The sequence below is a fragment of the Microbulbifer hainanensis genome, from assembly GCF_014904735.1.
GTDB classification, from domain to species: Bacteria; Pseudomonadota; Gammaproteobacteria; order Pseudomonadales; family Cellvibrionaceae; genus Microbulbifer; species Microbulbifer hainanensis.
Genome location: NZ_JACZCR010000026.1, coordinates 83,272 through 98,595 on the forward strand (window position 1 = coordinate 83,272; position 15,324 = coordinate 98,595).

Annotated in this window: 18 protein-coding genes; 8 read left to right on the forward strand and 10 right to left on the reverse strand. The window is 57.1% G+C overall.

Annotation, left to right across the window (positions count from 1 at the left end; all coding sequences use genetic code 11):
• The first annotated feature begins 209 nt into the window (after positions 1-209).
• A complete protein-coding gene (locus IG168_RS09250; protein WP_193164105.1) occupies positions 210-689 on the forward strand; it encodes a hypothetical protein in 480 nt (159 codons plus the stop codon).
• A 31-nt stretch (positions 690-720) separates the two neighbouring features.
• On the opposite strand, the gene IG168_RS09255 is transcribed toward IG168_RS09250, so the two are convergent.
• The 3 genes from IG168_RS09255 to IG168_RS09265 all read right to left on the reverse strand — a co-directional run bounded on the left by IG168_RS09255 (position 721) and on the right by IG168_RS09265 (position 2,708).
• Positions 721-1,272: a tetratricopeptide repeat protein gene (locus IG168_RS09255; protein WP_193164106.1), complete on the reverse strand. Its 552-nt coding sequence runs from the start codon at positions 1,270-1,272 to the stop codon at positions 721-723.
• A 147-nt stretch (positions 1,273-1,419) separates the two neighbouring features.
• The gene (locus IG168_RS09260) at positions 1,420-1,995 is read right to left on the reverse strand and encodes a hypothetical protein (protein WP_193164107.1); all 576 of its coding nucleotides are present in this window, start codon (positions 1,993-1,995) and stop codon (positions 1,420-1,422) included.
• 20 nt (positions 1,996-2,015) lie between these two features.
• Complete coding sequence (locus tag IG168_RS09265; protein ID WP_193164108.1) at positions 2,016-2,708, reverse strand: AHH domain-containing protein; 693 nt, start codon at positions 2,706-2,708, stop codon at positions 2,016-2,018.
• Positions 2,709-3,193: 485 nt separating this feature from the next.
• On the opposite strand from IG168_RS09265, the gene IG168_RS09270 reads away from it, so the two are divergent.
• Complete coding sequence (locus IG168_RS09270; RefSeq protein WP_193164109.1) at positions 3,194-4,117, forward strand: M14 family metallopeptidase; 924 nt, start codon at positions 3,194-3,196, stop codon at positions 4,115-4,117.
• Between the two features lie 55 nt (positions 4,118-4,172).
• Here IG168_RS09270 and IG168_RS09275 read toward each other — a convergent pair whose 3' ends face one another.
• A complete protein-coding gene (locus tag IG168_RS09275; protein WP_193164110.1) occupies positions 4,173-4,607 on the reverse strand; it encodes an OsmC family protein in 435 nt (144 codons plus the stop codon).
• Positions 4,608-4,972: 365 nt separating this feature from the next.
• Between IG168_RS09275 and IG168_RS09280 the strand changes: the two genes are divergently transcribed.
• Positions 4,973-5,407, forward strand: coding sequence for a GFA family protein (locus IG168_RS09280; RefSeq protein ID WP_193164111.1), 435 nt, complete (start codon positions 4,973-4,975; stop codon positions 5,405-5,407).
• Between the two features lie 62 nt (positions 5,408-5,469).
• On the opposite strand, the gene IG168_RS09285 is transcribed toward IG168_RS09280, so the two are convergent.
• The 3 genes from IG168_RS09285 to IG168_RS09295 are packed head-to-tail and all read right to left on the reverse strand — an operon-like array spanning position 5,470 to position 7,845.
• Positions 5,470-5,910: a hypothetical protein gene (locus IG168_RS09285; protein ID WP_193164112.1), complete on the reverse strand. Its 441-nt coding sequence runs from the start codon at positions 5,908-5,910 to the stop codon at positions 5,470-5,472.
• Positions 5,897-6,589: a response regulator gene (locus tag IG168_RS09290; RefSeq protein WP_226876735.1), complete on the reverse strand. Its 693-nt coding sequence runs from the start codon at positions 6,587-6,589 to the stop codon at positions 5,897-5,899. The genes IG168_RS09285 and IG168_RS09290 overlap by 14 nt, the downstream gene beginning before the upstream one ends.
• Complete coding sequence (locus IG168_RS09295; RefSeq protein WP_193164113.1) at positions 6,589-7,845, reverse strand: sensor histidine kinase; 1,257 nt, start codon at positions 7,843-7,845, stop codon at positions 6,589-6,591. Before IG168_RS09295 ends, IG168_RS09290 begins: the two co-directional genes overlap by 1 nt.
• A gap of 268 nt (positions 7,846-8,113) precedes the next feature.
• Here IG168_RS09295 and IG168_RS09300 point away from each other — a divergent pair, with 268 nt between their 5' ends.
• From IG168_RS09300 to IG168_RS09310, 3 genes are all read left to right on the forward strand, one after another.
• Entirely contained in the window at positions 8,114-8,941 is an 828-nt protein-coding gene (locus IG168_RS09300) for a DUF2306 domain-containing protein (protein WP_193164114.1), read from the forward strand.
• 254 nt (positions 8,942-9,195) lie between these two features.
• Positions 9,196-10,041, forward strand: a complete 846-nt coding sequence (locus tag IG168_RS09305) for a PA4780 family RIO1-like protein kinase (protein WP_193164115.1) — start codon at positions 9,196-9,198, stop codon at positions 10,039-10,041.
• Between the two features lie 47 nt (positions 10,042-10,088).
• Positions 10,089-10,649 carry a cytochrome b gene (locus tag IG168_RS09310; RefSeq protein WP_193164116.1) on the forward strand — a complete coding sequence of 187 codons (561 nt, stop codon included), beginning with the start codon at positions 10,089-10,091 and terminating at the stop codon, positions 10,647-10,649.
• 11 nt (positions 10,650-10,660) lie between these two features.
• Here IG168_RS09310 and IG168_RS09315 read toward each other — a convergent pair whose 3' ends face one another.
• Complete coding sequence (locus IG168_RS09315) at positions 10,661-11,308, reverse strand: ABC-type transport auxiliary lipoprotein family protein (RefSeq protein ID WP_193164117.1); 648 nt, start codon at positions 11,306-11,308, stop codon at positions 10,661-10,663.
• Positions 11,305-12,258 carry an MlaD family protein gene (locus tag IG168_RS09320; RefSeq protein WP_193164118.1) on the reverse strand — a complete coding sequence of 318 codons (954 nt, stop codon included), beginning with the start codon at positions 12,256-12,258 and terminating at the stop codon, positions 11,305-11,307. The genes IG168_RS09315 and IG168_RS09320 overlap by 4 nt, the downstream gene beginning before the upstream one ends.
• Positions 12,259-12,515: 257 nt before the next feature.
• Here IG168_RS09320 and IG168_RS09325 point away from each other — a divergent pair, with 257 nt between their 5' ends.
• The gene (locus IG168_RS09325) at positions 12,516-13,001 is read left to right on the forward strand and encodes a VOC family protein (RefSeq protein ID WP_193164119.1); all 486 of its coding nucleotides are present in this window, start codon (positions 12,516-12,518) and stop codon (positions 12,999-13,001) included.
• 31 nt (positions 13,002-13,032) lie between these two features.
• Here IG168_RS09325 and IG168_RS09330 read toward each other — a convergent pair whose 3' ends face one another.
• Positions 13,033-13,938: a LytR/AlgR family response regulator transcription factor gene (locus IG168_RS09330; protein ID WP_193164120.1), complete on the reverse strand. Its 906-nt coding sequence runs from the start codon at positions 13,936-13,938 to the stop codon at positions 13,033-13,035.
• Positions 13,939-14,096: 158 nt separating this feature from the next.
• Here IG168_RS09330 and IG168_RS09335 point away from each other — a divergent pair, with 158 nt between their 5' ends.
• Positions 14,097-15,305: an acyltransferase family protein gene (locus IG168_RS09335; RefSeq protein ID WP_193164121.1), complete on the forward strand. Its 1,209-nt coding sequence runs from the start codon at positions 14,097-14,099 to the stop codon at positions 15,303-15,305.
• The last annotated feature ends 19 nt before the right edge of the window (positions 15,306-15,324 follow it).

Below are 15,324 nucleotides of genomic sequence, written 5' to 3' on the forward strand. Positions count from 1 at the left end.
ATGGGGTCGATCAACTTTATCGCGTTAAACTTATCGTATGTATTTTGGGCAAAATATTGATCTGTCCCCATTTTTTTGTGATTGCCGACAAACGGGAACAGTGGCTCTGGCTATCGGCGATCTTTCGTTGCTTCGACCTAATCTCATTTATTGACTGTAGGGAGTAAAATTGGTATCGAAAAGCATCTATACATGGAACCAAAGCTGTGATGGGAAAAGCTTTTTCTGAATCCGCCAGTGCTTTTTTTAATAACAAGAATCTGTATCCACATTTATGGGTGAATGGGAATCTGCGTTTTTATCCACCTGGAATGTACATGCAGGCTTTTTCAGTGTCATTTTCCTTGTTGTTGACACCATTTTTATGGATTTTCATTAAGCCGATACTTCTCGATTTGGCTGCAGCTCAAGGCACCGTAAATGTGTTTATGTGCTTGTTTGTTTTGGCATTTTTAATAGCGTTGGTGTCCACGTTTTTGGGTGATTTGGTTGAAAGTGGTTTTCCTGAAAAGCCAGTTTTATATGATGACTTGACAGTTTCCGGGAAAGCCGTCTATTGGATGGTCTTTGCCATATCTTGGCGATGGATGTATTTACCAGCCGCCCATGCTGTAGTAGATAGGTTCTACTGCGGGTTCATTATGGGGTGGTACGTATTTTTATTCGGAAAGATGTTACAAGTATGGTGACGGTAAATAAATGCAGTGGTAAATAGGGTATTCAGGGGGGGTGGAGAGTAATAAAATGGATATCCACAAATTGAATCAATAGTTTAGATTGTTCCGAATTATTATTATGGTTTCTTGAAAGTTTCTCCAGGAGGTCTTTGGCATCCTCAAGAGCTGGAAAGAACAGCGTCACACTCTCTGATTCTTGTTGCAATTCACTCTCGGTGAGCGAGATTCCTGATTTAAGCAAGGTGATCGCCAGCTCATCACTTCCACACTGAGAAAGAAAATCTGCCCCATCAACGTAAAGGGACATTCCATTTGGTCGAATATTGATTGCTTTCTTTATGGTAGGGAGAACCATATCGCATCGATGTGTAAATGCATATGCTTCTGCCAGTAAAATATATGCATTGGCATCTTCACCATTTATAGAAAAATACCTTTTGATGTCAGATTCAACGGCTCTATAGTCTTTGCGCTCACGCATACATAAAGTATGTTCATCGATAAGAGATTCATCGCCGGATTCAACTTTTCTATTTATTTCCAAAAGGTATGAGTCAGAACAGTGGCTTACGCCAAGTTCATCGGCCTGAGACAAACTAACACTTGCTATCAAGTAAGATAACATGAAGCATCTAGAAAGAAGTCTCATTGTAGAATCATTCCTGCGTGTTCGGCGGACAAAAGTTTTGATGTCCTCTTTCGAGGCTTTGCTAGAAAAGTGATTGATTCCACACTTTCTTAGCTAAAAGCTTGTCAGTAAATCCTCATTAAAGTTCAAACCTTTCAGCTTGAAGATTTTCACGAGATTTCTAAATTGATCGCCGCAATAAAGAGCACCACACCTATCGAATCGTGTCTTGAATACCAGGTTATTTTCTACATCTTCTTTCTTGAATCCTAAGCTTTTTACTCCCATCCACAGATCATCAGAGATTTCCGCCTCACTCACATTCTTGTCTGCTTCAACAGTATTGAGGCAATTGAAAATTTGGTAAGTCTGCCCATCAATGGTGATTGGCAAAAACTCGCCGAGCGGAGAAAGTTGTTCAGCAAGCAGGTCATAGGCCTTTGGGGAGAGTACAAAATTTGCACCATTCCATATGGTTATGTCAGGTTTCTCTGTTTGATCCAGGCCTTCAACCTTGACAAAGGCGGCGCCTATATCTTGCCAGGCATCCGCCAGAGACTTGTTGTCCCAGCAATAGTTTTTGAAGGCTTTCATGCCTCCCAGGCTTTTTCCTATCGTGAACATCAATTTCTTCATGTCGAGGTCGAGGTTGAGGAAATTGATGTAATCAAAGCTGATTTTGTAAGTCATCTCTCGTTCCATGATTTGCACTACGTTTTGGTCACTCTTTCGGGCTGCGTGCCATTTTTTAGGTGGGCGCGAATAATTGTCAGCTTACCCCTGATTTCTTGCTCGCTGTTCAGGTTAATGATTTCCCCGTGCACCCAGCGTTCATACTCATGGGTATGAATGCGGCTGTGCGGTGTGGCCTTCGGCATTGCCCAGTGCCCGCGATCATTCTCGTCACGCGGCATCCACACCCCATTATCGGGATCGTTGATCCGTATATCATTCATGAAGAGAAGGAGCCGTGCGTCTGCTGTGATTGGGAGCTTTCCTTTGCCTTCAACAACGTGGTGGGCTGTGTATCTGTTGCTCGGCTGGGCCCGGCCGGCTAAACGCAAATTGTCCTCAAGTACACCGGTGGGGTGGTGCTTTTCTGATGCATAAGCGTCAACGCGCTCAAATTCATCTTCAATGCACTTATGCTCGTCTCGGTACGCCTGAAGTTGCGCTTGCACAGATGTCATGCACATGATGCGGCGACGTTCCAGGTCTAGTAGTGCTTTGGCTTCTTTGAGGTCAGCAAGCCGCTTGTTCCGCTGCTCTTCCGTTTCGCCAGCTGCTTTTCGCTTTTTGTAGTGGTAATTCTTACAACGGTTGTCATATTGCTGGATGGAAAGGTCTAAGGGAGATAATTCCCATACGTGTGGTGTTATCCGTTGACCGTGATCGTATTCCATTACTGCTCTCCTTAGCAGCGAAGCGTTCCCAATATTCTGGCAGCAAGCGTTGTTCTGCCAATAATCGAGAACTTTCGATTTCTTTATCCAAGGTGTATTGAGGGCACTTTCCGTGAAGCTTGAGATATCGATTATTGCAAAAGCGTCGAGGGTGAGAAACCGCGAGGGTCAAAATGTCTTACCAATGGGTAGATCGCTTGTTTTGATCGTTGTTTGATCAGCTTCTGCAGGGGAGTCTGATCGGCCTCGGCGATACGTGCGTAACGGAAACCGAGGTTGCCGTGCTGCCGGAGGTAACATTGAGGGGAGGGGCACCGACTTGGCCAAGATTCGGTAGGGCGAGCCCGTGGTGATAGGTCCGGGCTTGAGAGGTCATATGTGGACCGGTTCCAGGGTTCGGTCCTGGTTTCACGCCCCGCCCGCAATATTCCCGGCCGGGTGCTAGAATGCCCGCCAGTCTCGCACATCACCGGAGAACAAGCGAAATGAACACGGCCCCCGCATTCTATCCAATCGGCACCCCCGGCACCGCCTGGGGCATTGCTGAACGCGCCGAGTGGCTGTCGCGCCAGGCCCGCCAGCGCAGCTACGAGGCCGAAGTGCTGGGCGCCATCGAGGGCCTGCGCCCGCGTTTCGATGTGGAGGAGTACGGCCGCCTGGAATACGGCTCCGAGAGCTTTCCGCTGCTGGCGATCCGCAGCCGCGACTGGAATGACGATCTGCCGGTGGTGCTGGTGACGGGCGGGGTGCACGGTTATGAAACGAGTGGTGTACACGGTGCGCTGCAGTTCGTCGATCAGCATGCCGCGGATTACGCCGGCCGCGTTAACCTGCTGGTCGCACCCTGTGTCAGCCCCTGGGGCTACGAGCGTATCCATCGCTGGAATCCGAACGCGATCGACCCGAACCGCTCGTTCCGCGAAGACAGCCCGGCGGAGGAGTCGGCGGCACTGCTGCGATTGGTGGCGCCTATCCGCGATCGTGCGCTGATGCATATCGACCTGCACGAGACCACCGATACCGACGAAACCGAGTTCCGCCCCGCACTGGCCGCGCGCGACGGCAAGCCGTTCGCGCCGGGTGGGATTCCCGACGGCTTCTATCTGGTCGACGACAGCGAGAACCCGCAGCCCGAGTTCCAGCAGGCGGTGATCGCGGCGGTGGAGAAGGTCACCCATATCGCCCCGGCCGATGACAACGGCGAGATCATCGGCTCGCCGGTGGTCGCGCGCGGTGTTATCGAATACCCGCTCAAGCAGCTGGGCCTGTGCGCCAGCATCACCAACGCTCCCTACAAGACCACCACCGAGGTCTACCCCGACAGCCCCCGTGCGACGCCGGAGCAGTGCAATGCCGCGCAGGCGGCCGCGGTATGCGCGGCCATCGACTACGCGCTGGCAAATCGGTAAGAAGGCGTGTGCGCGTTGGCGGCGACGCTCTCTAACGGAGGGGGGATACTGGAGGTCACGAAACCGTGACCTCTGCATTCAACGTTATCGAGGACTTGAGGGAGTTTGTCACCAGGCAACTCGCCTCGGACTTTTCCAGCAGCTTGTGCGCCTTGTTCGTATCCGTGCCTTCTGGGACCAGCAACTTGGCGTTTAGCTCGAAAGCGGTGAAGCAGGTTGTGCGTTCGACCTTGTCCAGGATGCCGGTGACGCTGCATTCCAGTGATGTCCATTCAAGCTTTGAAAACTTGGCAATGGCGCGGAACGTCAAAATGAAACAGTCCGCCACGGAAGCTACCAAAAGGTCTTCCGGTGACCAGCGGTCGCCGGGTCCGCCGAACTGGGCAGGTGCTGCAGAGGGGAGGGGCTCCAGCCCTTCAGCAGTCAGGGTAATTTCACTTTCACTTGCCGCACTGGCGGCCACTTTGTATTCGTGGGGAAATGCGTCCACGAAACCTCCTACAATCAAGTCATTAATTTATGCCGAGTTGACCCGTCGTCTCTCCGCGGCTATTCAGGGCAGTGCATATCGCGAGGGATATTGTCACTGTGAACATCTGACGCCTCATGGCTATTCTTTAATCAGTGGTTGAAGAGAAGCGCCGCATGAACGATACCGTCACACAAAACGTCGGCCCTGATTAAGATCAAGTCATCGAGAAATAAATGGGACCAGATCAACTGGTTGGTGTTAGTTAGACTGAGCGCATGTGATGCTCAAATTATGATCTGACCCTAAAAATTTCCGGTGGAGAAGTTGGATAGCTCAAACTTGTTCTAGCATTGTGGCTTGGCGATTAACGCAAAGGGTGAGTTATGAGCAATGAACAGACATACAAGGGAAGTTGTTTTTGCCGTGCGGTTCAGTTGACCGTCACAGGGGAGCCGGCCGCTATGGGTTATTGCCATTGCGAGTCGTGTCGGCACTGGTCTGCGGGCCCGGTAAATGCGTTCACGTTGTGGAAGCCGGATGCCGTTCAAATTACCCAGGGTGCCGATAACATCGGGACATACAACAAGACACCCCAAACTTATCGCAAATGGTGCAAAACGTGCGGTGGTCACATTCTCAGCGAGCATCCGACCATGGGCTTAACGGATGTATACGCCGCAGTGATACCTGGCTTTCCCTTTAAGCCCGGCGTTCATGTGAACTACCAGGAAGCCGTATTGCGCATCCACGACGGGATAACCAAGTTGAAAGATTTCCCCGCTGAAATGGGTGGCTCAGGTGAAAGCGTGCCGGAATAACACTGAGGTATCCTGACATTTGGGCGCCCAACATGTTGCACGCGGTGTCATCGAGTAGCCGCTCAGGCAGCTGGCCCTTCACCGGCTGCTGGCCACACCAGGCCGGCTCGTAGTGCTACCAGCAGGATGACCAACGACATTTCCAGTGCAAGGAAGACACCAATGGGGTGGTCGGGCACACCTTGTATCATCAGGTAGATCAAATAGAGCAGGGCAAGCAGATTGCCTGCCAGCGTGACGGTGAGCGCGTAGGCACGCGCTTGCCAGAGGGGCTTGCTGAATAGGATGTTCAGCGCGGCGGTGCCGGCGAGTGTCGCTCCGGGCAGCATCAGCAGCAGGCGACGCAGCAGCGCAGTATCCTCACCCGTTATCTGCGACCAAACAGCGACAAAATGCCCGTAGGCGCCGAGGGTGAGCAGAGCACCCAGGAGTACAGCACCAGCAGCGGCAAGATTGTACAGGGCATTGCGCTGTAAACCCCGTGATGAACTAGAAGCCGACATCGCGCCCTCCGGCGGTGGCCAGCCCGCATTCGTAGGCGAACACGACGGCCTGGGCGCGATCGCGCAATCCCAGCTTGGACAGCACACTGGATACGTGGGTTTTTACGGTTGCCGCGCCAATAAACAGGGCCTCGGCAATTTCGGCATTGCTCTTGCCATCGGCAATCGCGGCCAGCACTTCGCGCTCGCGCGTGGTCAGGCGCTCCAGACGCTCGGCCAGGTTGCGTCCTGTCCCCAGCTTCTGCGCGAACTGGCTGATCAGGCGCTGGGTGATACCGGGTGCGAGCATGGCACCACCATCCGCAACCGTGCGCACCGCCTCGACCAGCGCCTCGGGCGGAATATCCTTCAGCACAAAACCACTGGCTCCCGCCTGCAGGGCGCGAAATACGTATTCGTCGGGATCGAAAGTGGTCAGGATGATGACCCGGCAGGGGGTGCCGTTGGCCTCCGCTTTTTCCTCTGTTTGTAAAAGGCGGGCTGTGGCTTCCAGCCCGTCCATCTCCGGCATGCGGATGTCCATCAGGATGATGTCTGGCTGGTGCGCGCGTGCGGCCTCAATGGCCTCGACGCCGGTGCCGGCCTCGGCCACCACCTCAATATCGGGCTCGTTATCCAGTACCAGGGCAAATCCGCGCCGCACCAGTGCCTGATCATCCACCACCATGACTCGTATCATCAGGTTCCCCCTTCCGTAGTGGGCAGTTGTGCAGTTATCTCAAAGCCGCCGCCATCGATCACACCGGCGCGCAGGTGGCCGCCGAGTAGTTCCGCCCGTTCACGCATGCCCGCGATGCCATGTCCGCCGCTTTGTTGTTGGCTGATAGGCGGCTCACCGGCGCCGCGCCCGTCGTCACGAATACGAATGGCAATTTGATCGGGCGCTACGTCCACAATCACGTGCACGCTGGCTTCGGCACCGACGTGTTTGATGACGTTGGTCAATGACTCCTGAATGATGCGGTAAGCGGCGAGGGCGACTCGGGCAGGCACGCTCCCGAACTCGCCGTGGATTTCATAGTCCACCCTGGCCACGACCTGGCGGACCTTTTCAATCAGGGCAGGGACATCATTCAAGTCTGGCTGTGGGGTGAGTTTCGCCTCGTCACTGACTGGGCGCAGCACACCCAGCAAATGCCGCATCTCCGACAAGGCGTGGCGGCCGGCAGCCTCCACCGCAGCCATGGCCTCACTGGCTGCCTCTGGATTGTTGCGGCAGACGGTTCTGGCGGCGCCGGCCTGCACCGTCATCAGGCTCACCTGATGCGCCACCACATCATGCATCTCGCGTGCGATGCGGGTGCGCTCGGCCACCACAGCGCGCTCGGACTCCGCATTGCGCTCGCGTTCCAGATATTCGGCTCGCTCTTCCAGCAAACGCAGGTATTCGCCGCGAAAGCGCAGCCTCCGGCCAATGTGCCACAGTGCCCACGCCAGTACGACAGCCACCGTGCCTGAGGCTGTGGGCTCAATCAACACCCTCAGATCAAGCGCCACGTAAGCCAGCGTCGACAAAACCGCGATCAAACTAATTCGGGTATTGGGCTCGTAGCGGCCAAGGCTGTAGAGCGAAAACGCCAGGGCAACGATGCCATTGGCCGGCAACCCTAGCTCCAGCATCAGGCTGGCTCCCAGAATAACGGTATGAACCTGCCAGGGGTGGGTGCGGCGCCACAACAAGGCGGAGCAGCCGACGAAGGCACACTGGAAAGCGACGACATCCCACAGGCTCTGCAGGGCCAGGACATCGTTTGCGTTTTGGCGCGACCACATCAGTAGCGTCAGCAAAAAGGCGAGGGTGGCGATAAGCAGGTCGGTCAGCTGTGGCCAGCGCTCGAATGGCCCGCGCAATGGTTGCCAGACCGGAAGCCTGGGTAATTCGGTGCTGGCGTTGGGCGGATTCGGAGCCTGCGTCTTGTAGGGCGGCGATTTCATTTCCGCATGCTAAACGAGGCGTGGCCAGCTGTCATGAGACTTGCGGGGGAGGTGATCGCAGCATCGTCTCCACCTTTTGGGGGAGATCTGATTCCTGCCTGTGACGGATGTGCATGGGTATAAAAACGCTGACCATGCTCGCCAGGCACATTGCGCCCAATCGCGCGAGGACCATGCCGTGGAAGCCACGTTGAGCCAACTCCGTTTGAGTCGTGTGAGTTCAGCGAGCCGCGTGAGTCCCGCTCTATAAACGCGTGGAGAAAAAACGATGAACGACGCTGTACTCAGTACAACACAACTCCGCCCATTCGATACACGACGGGCCGTCAATCTCGCGGTAACAACCTGGTTTGGTATCGCGGCGATCGGCCACGGGATCTTCTTTGCCTACATTCTCGCCGTGTTCTACCCGCCCATTGCACAGTCCGGACTTTACGGCCTGCAGGGCCTGCACCTGCCGGCGGGCTTTCGCGAGGGCGATACGCTGGGCAACTTGGCAGCGGTGGCGCACGTTCTGCTGGCGGCGATAGTGATTGGTGGTGGCCCCTTGCAGCTGATTCCCAACCTGCGCCGACATGTGCCTAGCTTCCACCGCTGGCTGGGCCGCAGCTACCTTCTGGCTGCCGTCATAACCGGTGTAGGCGGGCTGTACATGACCTGGACCCGCCACACCGTTGGCAACCTGGTGTCTCAGGTCAGCATCTCCATCGACGGTGTATTGATTCTCGTGTTTGCGTTCCTGGCGCTGCGCGCTGCCATGGCCGGCCGCTTTGCCGAGCACCGGCGCTGGGCCCTGCGTCTATTCATGGTCGCCAGCGCAGTGTGGTTCTTTCGTGTGACCCTGATGGGCTGGGCGATGCTCACCGGCGGTTGGGGAGTCGACTGGGAGTCCTTCACCGGTCCATTTCTCTACGCCCTGGGTGTTGGTCAGTACCTGGTCCCTCTGGCCATGCTGCAATGGTATTTCCATTGTCAAAAGCGGGAAGCCGGGCACCGCGCACAGCTTGCCTTTATAAGCACCCTGGTGCCGCTCACCGTCTTTATGGCCATTGGCATCTTTGCCGCTACCATGGGTATGTGGTTGCCGCGGATGTAAGCCTGTCTGGTGGCTGCATAAACTTGGCTTTAGAGAATTCACGGCGTCGAGCAACGCGCTGACAGCTTGCGATGACACGCCGTTGATGCCAAGCGGCATTCCCGCGAGCCCCCGCGCGACGCCGGGGCAATGCAACACCGCGCAGGCCGTCGCAGTAATCGACTATACGCCGGCGCACCAGTAACATGGCTGGGAATTGGCGGCTACACGGCCCGGCCGGCGGACCGCCTCCGCTGACGTTCAGAACGAGATCCATGAAAGTACCCAAGAGATTACAACCGCTGGTCGACGACGGCATGGTCGACGAGGTCATGGCCCAGTTGATGAGCGGCAAGGAAGCGCAGGTGTATGTGGTGCGCTGCGGCGGCAGTTTGCGCTGTGCCAAGGTCTTCAAGGAGGCCAAACAGCGCAGCTTCAAGCAGGCGGTGCAGTACCAGGAAGGCCGCAAGATGCGCAACAGCCGCCGCGCGCGGGCGATGTCGAAGAAGACCCGCTACGGCCAGAAAGAGCAGGAACAGGCCTGGCTGAGTGCCGAGGTCGATGCGCTGTATCGGCTGGCGTCGGCCGGGGTGCGCGTCCCCCAGCCCTACGGCTTCGTCGACGGCGTGCTGCTGATGGAACTGGTGGCCGATGACGAGGGCTACGCGGCCCCACGCCTGGATGACGTCACGCTGAGTGCGGAGCAGGCCCGCGATTACCACGGCCAGGTGATGGCCGACGTGGTGCGCATGCTGTGTGCCGGCCTGGTACACGGCGACCTTTCCGAGTTCAACGTGCTGCTGGACCGCCACGGCCCGGTGATCATCGATTTGCCCCAGGCGGTGGATGCGGCCGGCAACAACAACGCCGCCATGATGCTGGAGCGCGATGTCGACAATATGCGCGCCTATTTCGGCCGCTTTGCCCCGGAACTGCTGGCCACCGATTACGGCAGCGAGATCTGGGCGCTGTATGAGGCGGGTGACCTGCACCCGGACAGCGTGCTTACCGGGCATTTCGAGCATGACACCGCCAGCGTCGACGTCGGCGACCTGATGGCCGTCATCGATGATGTGCGCGCAGAAGAGGCCGAGCGCCTGGCGCCGGCCTGGGAAGAGTAGGGGAACACTTTCATGCGTGAACAGCCTCTGAGCGAACGATGTGGTCGATGACAACGCTCAGGAACACGGAACAGCGCTACGGCACCGTGGCCATCGCGCTGCACTGGCTGATGGCGCTATTGCTGATTGCGCTGATCGTGCTGGGGCTGTACATGAGCCGTCTGCCCGATGTCGGATTCGACAAGAATAAAATCCTGCTGGTTCTCTATCACAAGGAGTACGGCATGCTGGCGCTGGGGCTGGCAGTGGTGCGGCTGGCGTGGCGCGTGGGCAATGTGCTGCCGGCGCTGGTCGAAGAGCTGCCGGACTGGCAGCAGGTGGCCGCGCGCTTTGTGCATCTCTGTTTCTACGGCTTTATGTTCGCCCTGCCGATCAGCGGCTGGCTGATGTCTTCGGCCGCGGGCATTCCGGTGTACGTCTTTGGGGTCAGGCTGCCGGATCTGATTGCGCACAATGAGTATCGGTTCCAGCAATTGATCGAAATTCACAAGTGGCTGGGCTATGCATTAATCGGGTTTATTGTGCTGCACGCCGGCGCGGCGTTACGGCACCATTTCCTCAGCCGGGATAACACCCTGAAAAAGATGCTGCCCGGCACTCACACCTAGACAGTCTCCACTCACTGCACATTCTCCAGCACAAACCCGGCGATCTGCTGCAGGGCCTGCGCCGTCGCATCGTTGGCGGCTACAACCCCGGCATAAGGGGCTTTTTGCAACATGGGCTCACGCAGTGCTATGGCCCGGCTGGCGATGATCCGATTCGATGTTCTCTCGACGAGCTGGACCCGCATGGAAAACTGTAAGGTTGCCGGATTGGTGGTGAAGTCCTGTATCAGCTCCAGGATCTCCGTTCGCAGCGCATAACGATAGGGGCCGAAGTAGGGTGGGGTGAGTACCGCGTCGAAGTAATGGGTGTTCTCCAGTGTGTGGGTCAGTAACGGCAGCAGCATCTGTGCCGGCGATGCGCCCCATTCGTGCCGGCTGAAATACTCCACCTGGTAGGGCCGGGTCCGGTACGCCATGCGGACACTGTCGTAGATGGGGTTGATTGCTGGAGATAGTACCAGCAGCGTCGCCGGATGCGTTTGCCGTTGCGGAAGTTCGGGCGGCAGCCTGTCGATCACGGCCACCCGCATTTCGTCTTGTGCCGGGGACAGCAGCGCACAGCTGGAAATCATTATTGCGGCGAAGGCGGCGAGTGCGACCGGAAAAACTTTGGCCGTCCTTTTAAGAGATGGAAAAAGCGTGAAGCCTTTTTCTCTCATTGGGTTTCGCCCGGGCCCAGAGGGGGAGGGGCGCTGCCGCGCAACAGGATCGATGGGTCGCGAGTGATCTTGTCCGTCAGGCGGTTCATCGAATTCGTCAGTTTATTCAGGGTGGCCATGGTTCGATACGCTTCCGGCAGCACCTGCAGCTGCAGTGCGTTGACGGTGTCGCTGCTTGAATCCAGCAGCGGTACGAAGCGGCCACTCGCCCGCTCGGTATTGGCGATGATCGCGCTGAGTTTCTGCTGGTTACTGGCGAGCATGTGGCTGACTCGTTGCAGCGCGTCGATGGTGTCGCTGCTCGAATCCAGCAGCGGCCCCAGTCGGCCGCTCGCATGTTCGGTGTTCGCGATGATCGAGCTGAGCTCCTCCTGGTTTTCTACGAGCATGCGGCTGACCTGCTGCAAGTTGTTCACGGCATTCCTGAACGATGCGATGGTTTTCTCATCCAGCATGGTGCGCAGCAATTCCGTCAGCAATTGCACGTTCTGATTTACCTGGCTGATCGCGGTATCCAGGTTCACCGAGCGCGATGGTGTACTGGGTATCTGCGGATAGCGGGCGCCGGGCGCGGCGGTAAGTGCGCCCTGGTCCGTGCCGGTGTTGTCCAGCAGGATATAGACATAGCCGGTGAAGCCCCGGGTGGCGAGTCCGCGCGAGGTGATGGTGGCGACGGTCGCCATGTTGACGGGCGCGTCTTTCTCGACGTCCAGCAGAATACGGATGGAGCGGGGGCCGGTGAGCTCGACCTGGGTTACCTTGCCCACATCCACGCCATGGAACTCGACCGGGGCGCCGACGATCAGCCCGGACACGGCATCTTCGGTGAGAATCTGGTAGGTCGTGAAGCGGCCGGATGTCTGGTAGTACCAGATCGACACCGCCACGAGGACCAGCAGCAGGGTGATCGCAAATGCCAATCTTGCCCGGTTCGCTATGCTGATCGTCACTGAGCGCTCCTCCTCCGGTGAGATTGGCCCTGATACCGGGCAGTCCAAGTCTAGTTCAGATCACACTCCGCTAAATGGAAATACCGACAGCGCCATCGTGCATTAAACGGCGGTCGTCATAACATTTTGACGCTGGTTCCCACACAGTCATGCCCGATCTGCGTGAAAATCCGTTTTCACGACCGGTGATCTGCCGCTTCTCGAGTGGTGCCACCTGGCCGCAGCGACTGCTATCTGACACTCCCGGGAGAAGAGATATGACAACACCCGCAAAAAATACCATTTGCCTCTGGTACGACGGTGGCGCGGAAGACGCGGCGCGGTTTTATGCCGAGACGTTTCCCGATTCCTCGGTTGGCGCTGTACATCGGGCGCCGGGAGATTTCCCGTCCGGCAAAGAAGGGGACGTTTTGACGGTGGAGTTTACCGTGATGGGGATTCCGTGTATCGGACTTAACGGCGGTTCAGCCTTCAATCAATGTGAGGCGTTTTCTTTTCAGGTGGCGACCAGTGATCAGGCCGAAACCGATCGTTACTGGAACGCTATTGTCGGCAATGGTGGCCAGGAGAGCGCGTGCGGTTGGTGCAAAGACCGGTGGGGCGTGTCCTGGCAGATCACGCCGGCTGTGCTGACCCGTGCCGTCACCAACCCCGATAAGTCTGTCGCCAGGCGTGCGTTCGAGGCCATGATGCAGATGGGGAAAATCGACATTGCGGCGATTGAGGCGGCGGTACGCGGTTAGACACCCGCTGGTCTGACGCGGCCCTGGCCGTTCAGGCCAGCGCCTGCTTGAAGGTGTCGCGGTACCGGCGGGACAGGTTGAGCAGTTTGCCGCATTGCAGCTGTACTTCACCGTCTCCGCTGGACTGGAAACTGATGTGTTCGATGGCGTTGTGGTTGACCACCAGTCCGCGGTGAATGCGGCTGAAACCCGCCGGGGCCAGGCGCTCGGCAATTTCTGTCAGGGTGCTTCGCAGGGGGTAAATGCGCCCGCGGCTGTGCAGATTGACATAGTTGCCGGAAGCCTCGATCCATTCAATATCCGCCACACGGACCAGGAATTCCTTGTCGAGTTTTTTCACCAGGAAGTGTTCTGGTAGCTTCTGCCCACCGTCGGCGCCTTGTGCGGGCTCGTTTTCGGCAATCAGGCTGGCCTCGCCTTTCAGTCGGCTGTAGGCCAGGCGGAAGACGTAATACAGGCAGAAGTAGATGGCGTATCCCCAGACATCTTTACGATATTCATACCCGAACTCCGGCAGCCAGGTGCCGAAGCCGTAACTTTCACCTGCCAGCAGGTATATCAACTTGCGCATCTGCACCATCAGGAATACATGGGCGACGGAAAAGAGCATGGACGCGAGCAGGTGCCAGCCCAGCTGCCTGCCAAACCGGGTCAGGCGCGGGGGATTGTGGCGGAAGGCAAAGACCAGAATTGGAAGCAGTGTCAGAATGCTGATGGCACTGGTGTACTCCCAGACCAAGGGTTCCCACAGCTGAATATGCGCCAGACCGCCACGGTTGTGGTCCGCCCAGACAGAAAACGCATTGACGGTGTTGTTGATGAATAGATAAACGGTCAGCGCCAAATAACTGTAAAGCATCCGGTGCCGATCAAACCTTTCGATCCACGGATTGGCCACCGAGTTGGATGGCTGCTCTGGTTGTCCGTTGTACTCCATTGTCATTCCGCTATCGCCACTGCACCCTGATTTCGCTGTAATTTCATCCCACCATGCCACCGCTGGTCCCCGGGACAGGGCGGGATGGCCTTTTCTACGCCCCGCCAGCCGGCGCCTTGCAACAATGCGGTCGTGTTTTCAGCTGACGGAGCAAAATCATGACACAACCTACTGCAGAGCGTCGATACGATATCGATTGGCTGCGCACCCTCGCATTCGCGGTATTGATTCTTTTTCACTTGGGCATGTACTACGTGGCGGACTGGGGCTGGCATATCAAGAGTGAGCAGACTGTGACCTGGCTGCAGAACCTGATGATGCTCACTGCCCCCTGGCGTATGTCGCTGCTGTTCTTTATTTCGGCAGTCGCTCTGGCCCTGGTGCAGAAACGGAGTGATGCGCGTAGCGGTCTGCAACTGGCGGGGCGGCGGACCCAGCGTTTGCTGGTGCCGCTGCTGTTCGGCATGTTCGTGATTGTTGTGCCGCAGACGTACTTTGAGGCGCTCAGCCAGAATCTGATCGAGCCGGGCTATTTCCAGTTCTGGGGCAAGTACATCAATCCGCGCACCGACCTGCTGACCGAGCACCACACAGCCATCGGCCTGCTGACCTGGAACCACCTCTGGTTTTTGCCGTACCTGTGGATCTACAGCCTGCTGCTGATACCGTTGCGGCGGCCGCTGAACCAGTTGGCCCAGAGCCGTATTTTCCAGCGGGTGCCGCCGGTGCTGGCTATCGCCGCCGTGGTCATTGTTCTGATGCTGGTCTGGCTGCTATTGCGCACCCAGTACCCGGTGACCCACGCCCTGGTCAATGACTGGTACAACCACGGGCGCTACCTGCTGGTATTCGTCTTCGGCTACCTGTTTGCCCTGCAACCGCGCTGGTGGCAGTTCGTGATTGACCGGCGCAGCCTGTTCCTTGGTCTGGCCATTGGCTGCTACCTGCTGATTATTGCCAATCGCAACGGTGCTTTCCCGGCGCTCGAGGCGAACTTCAATCAGCACTTGGGTGTCCGGCTGTTTGCCGGCATTGTGGTGGCACTGAATCACTGGGCGTGGATATTCTGCGTGGTAGGGTTTGCCGGCTTTTACCTCAACCGACCGAGCCGGGTACTCCGTTACACCAACCCGGCCATACTGCCCTGGTACATACTGCACCAGACACTGATTATCGTCTTTGCCTGGAGCCTCAAGCCCCTGGCGCTACCCATTGGGCTGGAGGCGGTATGTCTGCTGGCACTGACCGTTGGGGGTTGCGTGGGCGGCTACGGAATAATCCGGCGAGTGAATGCGTTGCGCTGGTTGTGTGGAATGTCCCTTGCGGAACCGGCGAAAGTTGCGCCGCAGGCGGCGCTGGCCCGCTAGGGGCAGGCAGCGCCTTCGA

Excerpts from the sequence above, each read along its gene's own strand:
- IG168_RS09250 (WP_193164105.1), top strand. The coding sequence starts at position 210 with ATGGGAAAAGCTTTTTCTGAATCCGCCAGTGCTTTTTTTAATAACAAG.
- IG168_RS09260 (WP_193164107.1), bottom strand. The coding sequence starts at position 1,995 with ATGACTTACAAAATCAGCTTTGATTACATCAATTTCCTCAACCTCGAC.
- IG168_RS09265 (WP_193164108.1), bottom strand. The coding sequence starts at position 2,708 with ATGGAATACGATCACGGTCAACGGATAACACCACACGTATGGGAATTA.
- IG168_RS09270 (WP_193164109.1), top strand. The coding sequence starts at position 3,194 with ATGAACACGGCCCCCGCATTCTATCCAATCGGCACCCCCGGCACCGCC.
- IG168_RS09280 (WP_193164111.1), top strand. The coding sequence starts at position 4,973 with ATGAGCAATGAACAGACATACAAGGGAAGTTGTTTTTGCCGTGCGGTT.
- IG168_RS09285 (WP_193164112.1), bottom strand. The coding sequence starts at position 5,910 with ATGTCGGCTTCTAGTTCATCACGGGGTTTACAGCGCAATGCCCTGTAC.
- IG168_RS09290 (WP_226876735.1), bottom strand. The coding sequence starts at position 6,589 with ATGATACGAGTCATGGTGGTGGATGATCAGGCACTGGTGCGGCGCGGA.
- IG168_RS09295 (WP_193164113.1), bottom strand. The coding sequence starts at position 7,845 with ATGAAATCGCCGCCCTACAAGACGCAGGCTCCGAATCCGCCCAACGCC.
- IG168_RS09300 (WP_193164114.1), top strand. The coding sequence starts at position 8,114 with ATGAACGACGCTGTACTCAGTACAACACAACTCCGCCCATTCGATACA.
- IG168_RS09305 (WP_193164115.1), top strand. The coding sequence starts at position 9,196 with ATGAAAGTACCCAAGAGATTACAACCGCTGGTCGACGACGGCATGGTC.
- IG168_RS09310 (WP_193164116.1), top strand. The coding sequence starts at position 10,089 with ATGACAACGCTCAGGAACACGGAACAGCGCTACGGCACCGTGGCCATC.
- IG168_RS09315 (WP_193164117.1), bottom strand. The coding sequence starts at position 11,308 with ATGAGAGAAAAAGGCTTCACGCTTTTTCCATCTCTTAAAAGGACGGCC.
- IG168_RS09325 (WP_193164119.1), top strand. The coding sequence starts at position 12,516 with ATGACAACACCCGCAAAAAATACCATTTGCCTCTGGTACGACGGTGGC.
- IG168_RS09330 (WP_193164120.1), bottom strand. The coding sequence starts at position 13,938 with ATGGAGTACAACGGACAACCAGAGCAGCCATCCAACTCGGTGGCCAAT.
- IG168_RS09335 (WP_193164121.1), top strand. The coding sequence starts at position 14,097 with ATGACACAACCTACTGCAGAGCGTCGATACGATATCGATTGGCTGCGC.